Raw genomic sequence first — 14230 nt, forward strand, 5'->3', positions numbered from 1 at the left:
CCTCACGGGTGAATCTCCAACTGCACTCTGCCGGCCGCCTGCTGAAGCCCCTCGGGGGTCAGGCACGCGGTCGGCAGCGTATGGGGCAGGAGGGCGATGGTGCGGTCGGCCGCACTGCCTTTGCCGCGCCCCTCGGTGACCGTGCCGGTCATTCTGACGACGGTGAGCCCGGCGACCCGGCCCGCCGACGACCGGGTGTAGGTGATCTCCGATGCGCTGCCGTCCCCATAGCGCACGGTCTCCCGCGCCCGGCCGGAGTTGAGCGTGACGCAGGTGCTTTCCGGTGAGTGGGCCGAGAGCCGGCCCTCGGCCGTCAGGACCTGCCCCGGCGCCCCCGAACCCCCGCACCGGTACGCGGCCCGCGCCGTGACATCCGTCGGCCGGGAAGCGAGCGTCAGACCAGGGCTGAACGCGATGGACTCCCTCCCCGCGCAGACGACCGCCTCACCGCCGTGGGCCTGTGCCGACGGCACCCAGCCCACTGACGTGCCGACGAGCGCCGTGGCGCACATCACCATCCCGGCAACGTGTCGTCCCAGTGCCATCAGACCTCCACCGCAGAGAACCGCGCCCCGCCCTGCGCGGCACGCTCACGGGCCCGTTCCTACCCTCGGCCCCCATGCCCCAGCCCCGCCTTCCTACGGCTGTCGCAGTGCGTCCAGGCCTTCCGCGCCTCGGCGCACGCGCCCCTGAGCACCGTTGCCGACCGTGGCGAGCGGGGGTGCGCTGTCGTCCACCGGTGCGGACTTGCCCGCTGTGGGCTGCTTCCGCGGGCGGCCGGACGTGAGGAGCGGGAAACTGTGTCCGATGGGGGCGAGGAGGAGGAAGAGCCCCGCCCACATGGCGAAGGCGAAACTCCACAGGCCCATCAGCACGGCGATGCCCAGGTGGAACGCGATTCCGAGCGGCAGCAGTGCCCATCGCCGGCGTTGCGGCATCAGCAGGGCCGCGGCCAGGGCGAGTTCGAGGGCGACGGGCAGCCAGGTCAGGGCGGCGACGCCGACGGGGGAGTAGACGACCGGATCGGTCAGGGGGCGCAGCCACTCGGGGAAGCCGAACGAGGAGTTGTTCGCCCAGTAGTACATGGCGCTGCCGTCGGCCCATTCGGCGTGCGGGAGTTTCGCCACGCTCGCCTGGAAGTAGAGGAAAGCCATCTGGAGGCGGGCGACGGTCCACGCGCTGGTGCCGAGCAGGGCCCAGCCCCGGGTGGCACGGGTCGTGGGCTCCCCGGCCGTGGAGCCTTCGGGTGTCTGCCAGTGCCAGCGCCGTCCGTCGCCGAGTGCCACGAGGGCCAGCAGCAGGGAGAGGATCCAGGTGATCTGGTCGCCGCCGTCCCCGATGGCGATGCCGGAGAAGACACTGAAGCTGATGTAGGCGTGCGGCAGGGCGGTGAGCCGTGGCCGCCAACCGGACGCGACGATCAGCAGGACCGCTACGCACAGCCAGCGCACCAGGTTGAACTGCCCGCGCGGTACGAGGCAGAAGGCGCCGCTCGACGTCATGCCGTGGCACAGGGGATACGTGCCGATGGTCACGACCGGCCGGAAGAGGGTGGCCGTGCTGCTGAAGGCCAGGGTCCCCGCCGTGCCGAGGGCGAGCAGGGTGCGGGCGAGCCCGTAGGCGTTGCCCCAGGGCAGCGGGACGGTGCGGGTGGTCAGCATGTGACGTCCAGGGTGAGGAAGCGCTCGGGCGTCGAACGCTCGTCGACAAGGTCGCGCCAGGCCCACGGGACGGGCTTCTCCTGGACGAGCGCGACGTGGCCGCAGACCGTCGGCTCGGGCGAGGGGTTCTCGACCTTCCGTGCGGCCCCGGCCCCGGCCAGGCAGTCGGCGAGCCCCTCCTCGCACTCCTGCCATTCCTTCTTCTCCGCCAGGTTGAGCAGGAGCGAGATCTCGATGCCCTGGGAGCGGGACGCGCGGTCGAGACCGAAGGCGTTGCGGGGGCTGGAGTGCGGGGTCAGGGCCAAGGAGGTCCACGTACCCTTCGCCGTGCGCCGGTAGGGCAGGACCTCCACGTCCCTGGCGGACTTGGTGAAGAACGCCCAGCCCTGCGGAGCGACGTTGCTGACGGTGGAGCGGGCCTGCTTCTGGCCGGGCAGGGAGAGCACGTTCTTGGGTACGTGGACCTGCGCCACGTAGAGGATCGCCACGCTCCAGACGGCGGCAATGGCGAGCACCGAGCGTCCGGACACCTGGACGCGGTGCGGCGGGGTGCCTTGTGTGGCTCTGCGGAGGAAGCGGCGGGAGCCTGCGGTCCCTTGGGGGCGTATCACGTCGTCATCCCGGTCGTGGGTGGTCTGGGTGTGGGCCGGGCGGCCGGCGTGGCCCGGCCCACGGATGGTGCTGTGCTACGCGCCCTGGATCAGGCGGCCTTGAGGATCTTCGTCACGGTGGCGACGGCCTCGTCGTGGCCGAGGGCGGTGTCGTCGCCCTTGGGCGGCGCGCTCCAGAACCAGTTCTTGGCCTTGACGAAGTTGGCGCCGACCGCGACGGTCACGGTCACCGCGGCGGCCGCGGCCGTCACGGCCGCGGCGACGTGGACGACCGCACCGGCGACAGCGACGACCGTGCCGCACATCTGGCCGTTCTGGACCGGCCGCGCCGAGTCCTTGGCGTCCGTCTTCTTGGCTATCGACATCAGCTTGGTCTGCGCGTCGTTGACGGCCGACTCGACCTTGCGCGGGTCACCGCTGCGGACCTTCTTGTCGAAGCCCGCGAAGAATCGCGGGTACTTGGCCTCGACGGCCCCGGTGACCGCCCGGGCGACACGGGCGGAGTCCTTGGCGTCGGCCTTGGCGAGCTCCTTGCGCATCTCGCTGAACATCGGGCTCTTGGCGAGCTCGGCGCCGACCTTGCCCTGGCCGAAGAACAGGCCGTTGAAGACGGCCTTGCCGTCCTCGGCTGCGCTCGGTCCGGGCTTGGCGGGCGCGGCCTTGACGGTCTTCGCGTGGCCGGCGTCGCTCGGCGACGCGGCGGCCGTGACGCCGGTGAAGCAGACCGCCGCGGCCGTCAGGCCGCCGACGATCCCGGCGGTGCGCCGGTTCCTCTTCATGGGTGTTCCCCCTCATGGTGATGTGGCGGTCCCGCGGACAGGCGCACGGGGCACTGCCGCGGGAACGCGATCTTCGGTGGGGAACTTTTCCATTACCCGGAAGTAAGATCACGGGCCGTCGAGGGTTTCTTATGTGTTCTTGATGCCGGGAATTACCCGCCCATGTACGGAAGTTCAGGTTCCGCCGGTCGCCGGTTCCCGCGCGGGAGTCATCGACGCGGAAGGGGTGGGCTCACCCTCCGGCGGGAGCGCGGCCTTCGCGCTCGGCCAGGGCGTTGAGCAGCGCCGCGGCGGTGGCGGCGTCGTCGACGGTGACGACGAACTCGCTGCCGGTCGTCAGTCGTGCGGAGAGGGCGTCCCCCGAGCGCAGCACGATGCCGCTGGCTCCGGGCCGCGCCCGGTAGCCCCACCCGCCGAAGTCGCGGAGGGGGGCGACGGGGCGGTGGCCCGCTTCGGCGATGCGCTCCAGCGGGACATTGAGACGAGGCCAGGGGACGAGGGTGGGCGTGACGGTGATCCCGCGCCGGTCGGCGGTGACGCGGGCCCCGGTCAGCAGGGCGAGGGGAGCGCCGATGACCAGCGGGGGCAGCGCGAGCAGCCACCCCGTGGTGATCCCGACGACGAGGCCGACGGCCAGCACGAGGACGCCGGTGAGGGGCAGTACGCGGGATCCGGTGACACGGGACCAGGAAGCCGTCTCTCCCTCGCCGAGGGAGAGACGGGTGGCGCCGGTCGAGGGGCCGGAGGGCGTCTCGACCTCCTGGACCCTGCCGCAGGCCGGCCACCCCACGGCCGCGTAGACCGCCGCCGCTCCGAACGCGAGCGCGGCCTGGAGGCCGGGCAGGGTGACGGAAGCGGCGTCGGCGGCATGGGCGTTGGCCCGCAGCACGGCGACGACCAGCCACCCGGTCAGCACGGCGGCGCTGCCGCCGGTGACGGCGATCACCCGCTGAACACCGGGGGTCGACCGTATCCAGTGGGTAAGCCCTCCGAAGAGCACGGCGTCACCGAGCAGCACGGCCAACGCGACGGCGAGGAAAGCCCCTTGTCCCGTGAAGCCGTCGGCTTCCCCGCCCGTGCCCATGTGGGTGGCCAGCCGCCCGGGCAGACGGTCGCGCAGGGAGAGGAACACCGAGAGGACGACGGCAGCGGCCACGAGGGGCGGCGTGACGGCGACCAGGGTGCGACGTGCGGTGACGGACAAGTGCCGGATCTGCGGCATGACAACACCTCCACTTGTTTGCATAGTAATAGAACAACTATCACCACGGAAGATGTTGATCGGCTTTGCGGCGCGGGCGGCGGACTCGCCGGGAACAAGGCGCATATCGGGGATACCGGAACTTATCGTGTGCACATGACCGAACCGGCGCGGGGCTCACACAGCAGCGGTGACGACCAGGTCAGCGTCGTCTACACCTGGCAGGTGGAACCGGGCAGGCAGGACGACTTCCAGGAGTGGGCGCACGGCATCCAGCGGGTGGCCCGCACTTTCCCGGGAGAACTGGGCGTCACCTGGCTGCGACCGGAGGGCGACGGGAACCGCTTCCACACGGTCGTACGGTTCCAGGACACCGAAAGCCTGGAACGGTGGATGGAATCCCCCGAGCGCGCCCAGTGGCACGCCCGGCTCACGGGCATCGCGCGTCCGGTGCATCCCCACCTCACGACCACCGGGATGGAGTCCTGGTTCACCGTGCCCGGCGGGGTCGCCCGGCCGCCCGCCCGGTGGAAGATGGCGTGCATGACGCTCCTGGCCGTCTACCCCTTCGTCCTTCTGTACACCTGGCTGGTGGCGCCGAACCTCGTGTCCTGGCCGGTTCCCCTGCGTGCCGCCGTTCTCCCCCTCGCGCTGTCCCCGACGTTGACGTACCTGGTCATGCCCCGCCTCAGCGAGCTGTTCCGCCGCTGGCTCTACCCCGATACCCCTTGAGCGCCGGGGCACATCGGGTACGGGCTGTCCGGCGGGGAGGTTAATGTCCCCCCTATGCAGCAACTGAGTGAGTTCGTCATGACACAGAAGATCACCGCTCTGGTGAATCGATATGTGATCACCACCCGCGACGGCAGTGCCGTCGTCGCGTTCGCCGAGCAGAAGCGGATGGCGCTCAAGGAGGAGGTCACGCTCTGGACGGGCGAGGACCGCTCCGCGGTTCTCTGCCGCTTCAAGGCCCGGAAAGTCATCGACCTCGGGGCCACGTACGAGGTGAACGGGGCGGAGGGCGAACCCATAGGCACCTTCCGCAAGGACGCCAAGGCCTCCCTGATCCGGTCCACCTGGCACCTGACGCAAGGTGACGGGCCGTCGGTCAAGGGCGCCGAGCGCAGCGTCGGCATCGCTCTGGCGCGCCGGGCCGTGGAGATAGCCGACGCGGTGCTGCCGATACCGGTCCCGGTGCCCTTCATGTACCACTTCGACTTCGCCCGGGAGGGGCGGCCGGTGATGTCAGTCGAGCGGAAGGTGGGGTTCAAGGACCGCTACGCCGTGCGGATCCAGGACGCCGACCTCGATCGCCGGCTCGCTCTGAGCATGGCCGTGGCCCTGGACGCTCTCCAGTCGCGCTGAGAAGTCACGGCCACGAGGCGCTCATTCGGTGGGCTCGCAGCTCGGCGCGGGCGGCACCAAGCGGCGCGACAGGCAAACGGCGCGCCGGTGAGCCGATCGCCCCGGTCCGGGGCGCACGCGCCAGCCGCCGCGCACGGTATGTGCGCGGTTCGTTACGTGGTGTGTGGCGGTGGGGGGTGTGGTGTGAGGCCGCTCATGGGACCCAGATCACTTACGAAGCCGGGTAGTGGGGTTCCGATTCGGACATTTGGGTGTGAAGTGGGGTGGTGGATGGGGTTCGGGGTGGGTGGTTGTTCGCGGGTGGGGTAGTAGGTCACACCTTTGCCAGGGGCTTTTCGGGCCGCTAACAATTGCCGAGTCGCATGGCGCCGTCGATCGAGAAACGGCGCTTTCTTCGCGCCGATCCGGCCCGTGCGACTCACGCGATTGGAAGAGGTTCAGCCAGCATGCGCTCCACCACCACCGGTACCGCCCGACTGACCACGCTCCACAAGATCTCCGCCGTCGGCCTGACCGCTGCCGCGGGTGCTGCCGCCCTGGCCTTCGCCGTCACCCCCGGCCAGGCCGCCGAGACCCCCTCCATCGCCGTGAAGCCGGTCGCGTGGACCACCACCGACCTCGGCGCTCACGACCACGTCGGCACCCAGTCCGACAAGGCCGCCGCCAAGGCCAAGGCCGACGCCGCTGCCGCCAAGATCAAGGCCGACGCCGCCGCGAAGGCCAAGGCCGACAAGGCCCGCGCCGACCAGCAGGCCGCCAGCCGCTCCCAGGCCCGCACCCCCGTCAAGCCCGCTCCCGCCAAGCCCGCCGCCCCGGCGGCTCCGGTGAAGAAGGCCTACGCCGACAACCTCGACGGGTGGATCAAGGAGTCCCTGGACATCCTGAAGTCCAAGAACATCCCCGCCACCTACGAGGGCATCAAGCGCAACGTCATGCGCGAGTCGACCGGCAACCCGCGTGCGATCAACGACTGGGACATCAACGCCGCCAACGGCGTCCCCTCCAAGGGCCTGCTGCAGATCATCGACCCCACCTTCAAGGCCTACCACGTCGAGGGCACCTCCTGGGACCCCTACGACCCCGTCGCCAACATCACCGCCTCCTGCAACTACGCCGCCGACAAGTACGGCTCCATGGACAACGTCAACTCCGCGTACTAAGGGAGTCGACCCCGCACGCCGAAGGGCGGCAGCACCCCACCAGGTGCCGCCGCCCTTCGGCGTGTCCCTCCGCAGCGGCCCGGGCCCCTCAGCCCCGGCCGTGACCCGGGCCCCTCAGCCCCGGTCGTATGTGTGGCCCCCGGCCTAGTGGAACTGCTCCTCCTCCGTGGAGCCGCGCAGCGCGAGCGTCTCCGCGGCGGGGTTGAGTGCCGTGCTGACCTGGTCGAAGTAGCCCGTGCCGACCTCGCGCTGGTGCTTCACGGCGGTGAAGCCGTGCCGCTGGTCGGCGAACTCCCGCTCCTGGAGGTCGACGTAGGCGGGCATGCCGTGCTCCGCGTAGCCCCGGGCCAGGTCGAACATGCCGTGGTTGAGGGAGTGGAAACCGGCGAGGGTGATGAACTGGAAGCGGTAGCCCATCGCCCCCAGCTCCCGCTGGAACTTGGCGATCTGGTCGTCGTCGAGCGCGGCCCGCCAGTTGAAGGACGGCGAGCAGTTGTAGGCGAGCATCTGCTCGGGGTGCTCGGCGTGGACGGCCTCGGCGAACTCGCGCGCCTGCGCCAGGTCGGGGGTGCCGGTCTCCACCCACAGCAGGTCCGCGTACGGGGCGTAGGCGAGGCCCCGGGAGATTACGGGCCCCATGCCGGGCTCGACGCGGTAGAAGCCCTCGGCGGTGCGCTCGCCGGTGCAGAAGCGGGCGTCGCGCTCGTCGACATCGGTGGTCAGGAGATTGGCGGCGAGCGCGTCCGTGCGGGCCACGATCAGGGTCGGCACATCGGCGATGTCGGCGGCGAGGCGGGCCGCGTTGAGGGTGCGGATGTGCTGGGAGGTGGGCACCAGGACCTTGCCGCCGAGGTGGCCGCACTTCTTCTCGGACGCGAGCTGGTCCTCGTAGTGGATGCCGGCCGCACCCGCCGCGATCATCGCCTTGGTCAGCTCGAAGGCGTTGAGCGGGCCGCCGAAGCCGGCCTCGGCGTCGGCCACGATCGGGACGAGCCAGTCGACGGCCGCGCCGTCGCCCTCGGCGGTGGCGATCTGGTCGGCGCGCAGCAGCGCGTTGTTGATGCGGCGCACCACGGTCGGTACGGAGTTGACGGGGTACAGGCTCTGGTCGGGGTAGGTGTGCCCGGCCTGGTTGGCGTCGGCGGCGACCTGCCAGCCGGAAAGATAGACGGCCTGCAGTCCCGCCTTGACCATCTGGACGGCCTGGCCGCCGGTCAGCGCGCCGAGCGCGTGGATGTAGTCACGCTCGTGGAGCTGCCGCCACAGCCGCTCGGCGCCGCGCCGGGCCAGGGTGTGCTCCTCCCGGACGCTGCCGCTCAGCCGCACCACGTCCTCGGCGCCGTACGAGCGCCGCACGCCCTGCCAGCGCGGGTCTGTCGCCCACCGCTGTGCCAGCTCCTCGGCCGTCGTCGTCCCTGTCTGCGCCATGACCGCCTCCCAGTGTCGCCGTGCCGCGTGAATCCGCGCCGGATCCGCGTCGCATCCGCAGCGCCTCCGCGCCGGACCCGCACCGAACGTGCTCGGATTTCTGCCAAGAATGTGAAGGGAAGTGTTTCCCCTGGTAAGTACGGCCCGCCGTAGCTCCGTTGAGCGGGCAATGTCGAGAAACCGGGGCTCCGGCGGGCCGTGCTACGACTCTGGCAGTGGCACTCAGTGTCATCAACCCTGGCGGATTGCCAAGTTCTGTGAATCTTCCCGGGCTTGTCTGCCAACTTTGCCAACTCTGTCAACCTTGCCGAGCTGCCATGGCCGGGGTCCGCTCGCCCCGGCTAGGGTGAGCGCACGGAGCCGGGGGCGGCCGGAGGGGGCCTGGGGTGAGCGGGAACACGAGCGAGGCATGAGCAAGACATACGCGGGGGTGCGACTGCGGCGGCTGCGCGAGGAACGGCGGCTCAGCCAGGCCCAACTGGCCCGGATGCTCGCCATCTCGCCCAGCTACCTCAATCAGATGGAGCACGACTCCCGCCCGCTCACCGTGCCCGTACTGCTGCGGCTCACCGAGGCGTTCGGCGTGGACCCCGGCTTCTTCTCCGAGCGCGACACCGGCCGCGTCCTGGCCGACCTGCGCGAAGCCCTCGCCGACGAGGTGGCCGCCGCCCGTGTCTCGCCCACCGATCTGTCGGAACTCGCCTCCCGGCTGCCCGCCGTGGCGGCGGTGCTGCTCGACCTGGGCCGGCGCAACCAGGCCCTGACCGAGCGGCTCGCGGAGGTCGCCGAGCGCCGCGGCACCGACGACCCGGATCTCCCGCGCTCCGCCCACGAGGAGATCCGCGAGTTCTTCTACCGTCGGCAGAACTACCTTCACACCGTCGACACCGCCGCCGAGGAACTGGCCGCCGAGATCGGCATCCGTCCCGGCGAGGTGCTGCCCGCCCTGGCCGCCCGGCTCGCCGAACGCCACGGGGTCCGCATCGCCGCCGACGCCGACCACCTCCACACCTACGACCCCCGCGCCCGGGTGCTGCACCTGTCGAACCGGCTGCGCCCCGGCCAGCAGGCCTTCCGGATGGCGACCCAGCTCGCCCTGCTCGAGTACGACGGGGAACTCACCCGGCTCGCCTCGGAGGACTACGACGAAGACTCCGCCGTCCGGCCGCTGGCCCGGATCGGCATCGCCAACTACGTCGCCGCCGCGCTGATCCTGCCGTACCGCGAGTTCCACGCCGCGGCGGAGGAGCTGCGGTACGACATCGAGCGGCTCGCCGACCGTTTCGGGCTCGGCTACGAGACCGTCTGCCACCGGCTCAGCACGCTGCAGCGCCCGCGGCTGCGCGGGGTGCCCTTCTCCTTCGTACGGGTCGACCGCGCGGGCAACATGTCCAAACGGCAGTCGGCCACCGGCTTCCACTTCTCCCGGGCCGGCGGCACCTGTCCGCTGTGGAACGTCTACGAGGCGTTCGCCTCTCCCGGCCGCATCCATGTGCAGATCGCGGCCATGCCGGACGGGCAGCGCCATCTGTGGACCGCCCGCACCGTCACCCGGCACCGGGGTGGCTGGGGCGAGCCCGGCAAGACCTTCGCCATCGGGCTCGGCTGCGAGATCCGCCACGCATCCCGGCTCGTCTACTCCGACGGACTCGACCTCGACAACGCCACGGCCGCCACCCCCATCGGCATGGGCTGCCGGATCTGCGAACGCCTGGACTGCCCGCAGCGGGCCGTCCCACCGCTCGGCCGGCCCCTCGCCGTCGACGAGAACCGCAGCACCTTCGTGCCGTACCCGGTGCGGGACGCCGGGCCCCGCTGAACCCGGGCCTTGATCCGGGCCGCTGACACTCCGGGCCGGGAGACCCTGGACTTACTAGGACGTCCAACTATATGTTCGGGGGACAAGGTCCGCGGTGCAGGGAAGCCGGTGTGAATCCGGCACGGTCCCGCCACTGTGACCGGGGAGTTCGTCCTCGCGGTACACGCCACTGACGAGCGGGATGTCGGGAAGGCACGGGGACGCGCGGTGATCCGGGAGTCAGGATACCGGCCGCGGAACGTTCCGTGTTGTCCACGAGGATGGAGCAGACACGCATGGCACCGGTCCGTACCCACGACCCTGGTGATCCGGCGCGGCGAGCGGCTGTTCCCGCTCGCTGACGGTTCCCGGCCCTTCGCGTCCCGCGACCCGTCGGCGGCCGCGCGCAACTCGCGCCCTCCGCCGGACGCTTCGCGCCGTCCTCGGATCTCACCTGACGAGAGCAGGCTCTCCCATGGTCCGTGAACTCACCCATTTCATCGGCGGCAGGCACACCCCGGGAACATCGGGTGCCTACGGCGATGTGTACGACCCCAACACCGGCGCCGTGCAGGCCCGGGTGCCCCTGGCGAACCGGGCCGAGACCGAGGCGGCCGTCGCCGACGCGGCCGAGGCCCAGCGGGAGTGGGGCGAGTGGAACCCGCAGCGCCGGGCCCGCGTCCTGCTGCGGTTCCTCCAGCTCGTCGAGGGCGAGAAGGACTCCCTCGCCCGGCTGCTGTCCTCCGAGCACGGCAAGACCGTCCCCGACGCCCTCGGCGACATACAGCGCGGTCTGGACGTGGTGGAGTTCGCCGCCGGCATCCCGCACCTGCTCAAGGGCGACTTCAGCGACAACGCCGGGACCGGCATCGACGTGCACTCCCTGCGCCGCCCGATCGGCGTGACAGCGGGCATCACCCCGTTCAACTTCCCCGCGATGATCCCGCTGTGGAAGGCCGCCCCGGCCATCGCCTGCGGCAACTCCTTCATCCTCAAGCCCTCCGAGCGCGACCCGTCCGTCCCGCTCCGGCTCGCCGAGCTGTTCCTGGAAGCGGGCCTGCCGCCCGGTGTGCTCAACGTCGTCAACGGAGGCAAGGAAGCCGTCGACACCCTGCTCGAGGACCCGCGGGTGCAGGCGCTCGGCTTCGTCGGCTCGACCCCGATCGCCGCCCGCATCTACGCCACCGCCGCCGCCCACGGCAAGCGGGCCCAGTGCTTCGGCGGCGCCAAGAACCATCTGATCGTGATGCCGGACGCCGACCTCGACCAGGCCGCCGACGCCCTGATCGGCGCGGGCTACGGCTCGGCCGGGGAGCGCTGCATGGCGATCTCCGTCGCCGTGCCCGTCGGCGAGGACACCGCCGACGCGCTGGTCGCCCGCCTCAAGGAGCGGATCGGCACCCTGCGGATCGGCCGGTCCGACGACCCCGAGGCCGACTTCGGCCCCCTCGTCGGCCGCGACGCCGTCGACCGGGTCCGCGGCTATGTGGACCTCGGAGTGGAGGAGGGCGCCGAACTCGTCGTGGACGGGCGCGGCTTCACCCTCGCCGGGCACGAGAACGGCTTCTTCGCCGGCGCCTCCCTCTTCGACCGGGTCACCCCGGACATGCGGATCCACCAGGAGGAGATCTTCGGGCCCGTCCTGTCGGTGGTCCGCGCGGCGGACTACGAGGAGGCGCTGCGGCTGCCCTCCGAGCACGCCTTCGGCAACGGCGTCGCGATCTTCACCCGCGACGGGGACACCGCCCGCGACTTCACCCGGCGCGTGGACACCGGCATGATCGGCGTCAATGTGCCGATCCCCGTGCCGGTCGCGTACCACTCCTTCGGCGGCTGGAAGCGCTCCGGCTTCGGCGACCTGGGCCAGCACGGTCCGGACGCCATCCGCTTCTACACCCGCACCAAGACCGTCACCTCGCGCTGGCCCTCCGGGGTCAAGGAGGGCGCGAGCTTCACCATCCCCACGATGGGATGAGCGCCATGACGACAGGCCTCACCGAGGACCAGCTCGCGCTGGCCGGGACGACGCTGGACTTCGCCCGGGAACACCTCGCCCCGCATGCCGTCGCCTGGGACCAGGACAAACACTTCCCCCTCGACGTGCTGCGCAAGGCCGCGGGCCTCGGTCTCGGCGGCGTCTACGTGCGCGAGGACGCGGGGGGCTCCGGCCTCACCCGCGCGGACGGCGTGCTGATCTTCGAGGTACTGGCCACCGGCTGTCCCTCCATCGCCGGTTATCTCTCCATCCACAACATGGTCGGCTGGATGATCGACCGCTACGGCGACGAAGCCCAGCGCGCCCGTTGGCTGCCCCGGCTGTGCTCGATGGACACCCTCGGCAGCTACTGCCTGACCGAGCCGGGCGCGGGCTCCGACGCCGCCGCGCTGCGGACCCGCGCCGTACGCGACGGGAACTCCTACGTCCTGACGGGCGTGAAGCAGTTCATCTCCGGCGCCGGAGCCGCCGAGGTGTACATCGTCATGGCGCGCACGGGCGGGGAGGGGCCGGGAGGCATCTCCGCGTTCGTCGTCGAACGGGACGACCCCGGGCTGTCCTTCGGCCCCGACGAGAAGAAGATGGGCTGGAACGCCCAGCCCACCCGCCAGGTCGTCCTGGACGGCGTCCGCCTCCCGGCCGACCGCCGGCTCGGCGCCGAGGGCGACGGCTTCCGCATCGCCATGAACGGGCTCAACGGCGGCCGGCTCGGCATCGCCGCCTGCTCCCTCGGCGGCGGACAGAACGCCCTGCACCGCAGCCTGGAATACCTCGCCGACCGGGAGGCCTTCGGGGCACCGCTGCTCGACGCCCAGGCACTGCAGTTCCGCCTCGCCGACATGGCGACCGAACTCGCCGCCGCCCGCGCCCTGGTCCGCCAGGCCGCGGAGGCCCTGGACCGCGGCGACCCCCAGGCGGCGCAGCTGTGCGCCATGGCCAAACGCTTCGCCACCGACACCGGCTACTCCGTCGCCGACCGCGCCCTGCAACTGCACGGCGGCTACGGCTACCTCACCGAGTACGGCATCGAGAAGATCGTCCGAGACCTTCGCGTGCACCGGATCCTGGAAGGAACGAACGAGATCATGCGCCTGATCGTGGCCCGCGGACTGACGGGAGCCGCCCGATGACCCCGACGACGGACGGCAGTGACGACTGCGTACTGCTGCGCACCGAGGGCCGTGCCGCATACCTCACCCTCAACCGGCCCAAGGCCCTCAACGCCCTCAGTCACACCATGGTGCGCCGCGTCGACGAGGCTCTCACCGTCTGGGAGCACGACCCCGCCGTCGAGACCGTCGTGATCAGCGGCGCGGGCGAGCGGGGGCTGTGCGCGGGCGGCGACATCCGGTCCATCCACGCCGACGCCCGCTCCGGCGGCGACGCCTCGGCGGCCTTCTGGCGCGACGAGTACCGGCTCAACGCCCGTATCGCCCGCTACCCCAAGCCGTACGTCGCCCTCATGGACGGAATCGTGATGGGCGGGGGAGTGGGGATCTCGGCCCACGGCAGCGTGCGGATCGTCACCGAGCGCTCCAAGGTCGCGATGCCCGAGACGGGCATCGGTTTCGTGCCCGACGTGGGCGGCACCTATCTGCTGGCCCTCGCCCCCGGGGAGCTCGGCACCCACCTCGGGCTCACCGGGGTGCCCGTGGGCGCTGCGGACGCCCTGCTGTGCGGCCTCGCCGACCACTTCGTACCGGCCGACGCGCTGCCCGCCCTCGCCGCGGACCTCGCCGCCGGGTCCGTACCCGACGTGCTGCCCCGCCACGTCCGCGAGGCACCGCAGGGGCGGCTGGCCGAGGACCGGGAGTGGATCGACCACTGCTACGCGGCCGACACCGTCGAGGAGATCGTCGAACGGCTGCTCGACGCGGGCGTGCCGGCCGCCAAGGAAGCCGCCGGGACGATCCTCGCCAAGTCGCCCACCGCCCTCAAGGTCACTCTCGCCGCGCTGCGCCGCGCCCGGGACCTCGGGCCGCTGGAGCGCGTCCTGGAGCAGGAGTACCGCGTCTCCTGCGCGGCGCTGTCCGCCCCCGACCTGGTGGAGGGCATCCGCGCCCAGGTGATCGACAAGGACCGCGCCCCGCGCTGGTCACCGGCGACGCTCGCGGAGGTCGACGAGGCGGACGTGGACCGGTTCTTCACACCGCTCGGCGCCCGGGAACTCTCCCTCGCCGACGAGGCCCCGCAGGAGGTGCCCTGGTGAGCCCCGTGGACCCCGTGAGCCC

At 71.4% G+C, this 14230-nt stretch carries 13 protein-coding genes and 1 riboswitch; of the genes, 7 read left to right on the plus strand and 6 right to left on the minus strand.

All coding sequences use genetic code 11. The annotated features are described in order from the left end of the window. Positions 1-2: 2 nt before the first annotated feature. The 5 genes from AB8O64_RS30670 to AB8O64_RS30690 form a co-directional block, all read right to left on the minus strand. A complete protein-coding gene (locus tag AB8O64_RS30670; protein ID WP_370422689.1) occupies positions 3-545 on the minus strand; it encodes a hypothetical protein in 543 nt (180 codons plus the stop codon). Positions 546-638: 93 nt separating this feature from the next. Continuing rightward, positions 639-1661, minus strand: coding sequence for a sporulation-delaying protein SdpB family protein (locus AB8O64_RS30675; RefSeq protein WP_370422691.1), 1023 nt, complete (start codon positions 1659-1661; stop codon positions 639-641). Next, entirely contained in the window at positions 1655-2191 is a 537-nt protein-coding gene (locus tag AB8O64_RS30680; RefSeq protein WP_370422692.1) for an SdpA family antimicrobial peptide system protein, read from the minus strand. Before AB8O64_RS30680 ends, AB8O64_RS30675 begins: the two co-directional genes overlap by 7 nt. 170 nt (positions 2192-2361) lie before the next feature. Next, on the minus strand, positions 2362-3051 hold the full coding sequence (locus tag AB8O64_RS30685) for a sporulation delaying protein family toxin (RefSeq protein WP_370422694.1): 690 nt from the start codon (positions 3049-3051) through the stop codon (positions 2362-2364). Between the two features lie 232 nt (positions 3052-3283). Continuing rightward, a complete protein-coding gene (locus AB8O64_RS30690; RefSeq protein WP_370422696.1) occupies positions 3284-4273 on the minus strand; it encodes a hypothetical protein in 990 nt (329 codons plus the stop codon). 135 nt (positions 4274-4408) lie between these two features. Between AB8O64_RS30690 and AB8O64_RS30695 the strand changes: the two genes are divergently transcribed. The 3 genes from AB8O64_RS30695 (at position 4409) to AB8O64_RS30705 (ending at position 6777) form a co-directional block, all read left to right on the plus strand. Then, entirely contained in the window at positions 4409-4984 is a 576-nt protein-coding gene (locus tag AB8O64_RS30695) for an antibiotic biosynthesis monooxygenase (RefSeq protein ID WP_370422697.1), read from the plus strand. Positions 4985-5038: 54 nt separating this feature from the next. Then, a complete protein-coding gene (locus AB8O64_RS30700; protein WP_370422699.1) occupies positions 5039-5617 on the plus strand; it encodes a hypothetical protein in 579 nt (192 codons plus the stop codon). A 446-nt stretch (positions 5618-6063) separates the two neighbouring features. Beyond that, entirely contained in the window at positions 6064-6777 is a 714-nt protein-coding gene (locus AB8O64_RS30705; RefSeq protein ID WP_370422700.1) for a transglycosylase SLT domain-containing protein, read from the plus strand. A gap of 144 nt (positions 6778-6921) precedes the next feature. Here AB8O64_RS30705 and aceA read toward each other — a convergent pair whose 3' ends face one another. Then, complete coding sequence (gene aceA / locus AB8O64_RS30710; RefSeq protein WP_370422701.1) at positions 6922-8205, minus strand: isocitrate lyase; 1284 nt, start codon at positions 8203-8205, stop codon at positions 6922-6924. A gap of 409 nt (positions 8206-8614) precedes the next feature. Between aceA and AB8O64_RS30715 the strand changes: the two genes are divergently transcribed. The 4 genes from AB8O64_RS30715 (at position 8615) to AB8O64_RS30730 (ending at position 14208) form a co-directional block, all read left to right on the plus strand. After that, positions 8615-10024 carry a short-chain fatty acyl-CoA regulator family protein gene (locus AB8O64_RS30715; protein WP_370422703.1) on the plus strand — a complete coding sequence of 470 codons (1410 nt, stop codon included), beginning with the start codon at positions 8615-8617 and terminating at the stop codon, positions 10022-10024. Positions 10025-10092: 68 nt separating this feature from the next. After that, positions 10093-10275: riboswitch (cobalamin riboswitch) on the plus strand. Between the two features lie 203 nt (positions 10276-10478). Beyond that, entirely contained in the window at positions 10479-11978 is a 1500-nt protein-coding gene (locus tag AB8O64_RS30720; RefSeq protein ID WP_370422704.1) for a CoA-acylating methylmalonate-semialdehyde dehydrogenase, read from the plus strand. After that, entirely contained in the window at positions 11975-13129 is a 1155-nt protein-coding gene (locus tag AB8O64_RS30725; RefSeq protein WP_370422706.1) for an acyl-CoA dehydrogenase family protein, read from the plus strand. Before AB8O64_RS30720 ends, AB8O64_RS30725 begins: the two co-directional genes overlap by 4 nt. Then, positions 13126-14208 carry an enoyl-CoA hydratase/isomerase family protein gene (locus tag AB8O64_RS30730; protein WP_370422708.1) on the plus strand — a complete coding sequence of 361 codons (1083 nt, stop codon included), beginning with the start codon at positions 13126-13128 and terminating at the stop codon, positions 14206-14208. The genes AB8O64_RS30725 and AB8O64_RS30730 overlap by 4 nt, the downstream gene beginning before the upstream one ends. Positions 14209-14230: the final 22 nt, after the last annotated feature.

The sequence above is a fragment of the Streptomyces sp. QH1-20 genome (assembly GCF_041283565.1).
Lineage (GTDB): Bacteria > Actinomycetota > Actinomycetes > Streptomycetales > Streptomycetaceae > Streptomyces > Streptomyces syringius.

What these genes read in the sequence shown, in the direction of transcription:
- AB8O64_RS30670 (WP_370422689.1), bottom strand. Translation starts at nt 545, where the DNA reads ATGGCACTGGGACGACACGTTGCCGGGATGGTGATGTGCGCCACGGCG.
- AB8O64_RS30675 (WP_370422691.1), bottom strand. Translation starts at nt 1,661, where the DNA reads ATGCTGACCACCCGCACCGTCCCGCTGCCCTGGGGCAACGCCTACGGG.
- AB8O64_RS30685 (WP_370422694.1), bottom strand. Translation starts at nt 3,051, where the DNA reads ATGAAGAGGAACCGGCGCACCGCCGGGATCGTCGGCGGCCTGACGGCC.
- AB8O64_RS30690 (WP_370422696.1), bottom strand. Translation starts at nt 4,273, where the DNA reads ATGCCGCAGATCCGGCACTTGTCCGTCACCGCACGTCGCACCCTGGTC.
- AB8O64_RS30695 (WP_370422697.1), top strand. Translation starts at nt 4,409, where the DNA reads ATGACCGAACCGGCGCGGGGCTCACACAGCAGCGGTGACGACCAGGTC.
- AB8O64_RS30700 (WP_370422699.1), top strand. Translation starts at nt 5,039, where the DNA reads ATGCAGCAACTGAGTGAGTTCGTCATGACACAGAAGATCACCGCTCTG.
- AB8O64_RS30705 (WP_370422700.1), top strand. Translation starts at nt 6,064, where the DNA reads ATGCGCTCCACCACCACCGGTACCGCCCGACTGACCACGCTCCACAAG.
- aceA (WP_370422701.1), bottom strand. Translation starts at nt 8,205, where the DNA reads ATGGCGCAGACAGGGACGACGACGGCCGAGGAGCTGGCACAGCGGTGG.
- AB8O64_RS30715 (WP_370422703.1), top strand. Translation starts at nt 8,615, where the DNA reads ATGAGCAAGACATACGCGGGGGTGCGACTGCGGCGGCTGCGCGAGGAA.
- AB8O64_RS30720 (WP_370422704.1), top strand. Translation starts at nt 10,479, where the DNA reads ATGGTCCGTGAACTCACCCATTTCATCGGCGGCAGGCACACCCCGGGA.
- AB8O64_RS30725 (WP_370422706.1), top strand. Translation starts at nt 11,975, where the DNA reads ATGAGCGCCATGACGACAGGCCTCACCGAGGACCAGCTCGCGCTGGCC.
- AB8O64_RS30730 (WP_370422708.1), top strand. Translation starts at nt 13,126, where the DNA reads ATGACCCCGACGACGGACGGCAGTGACGACTGCGTACTGCTGCGCACC.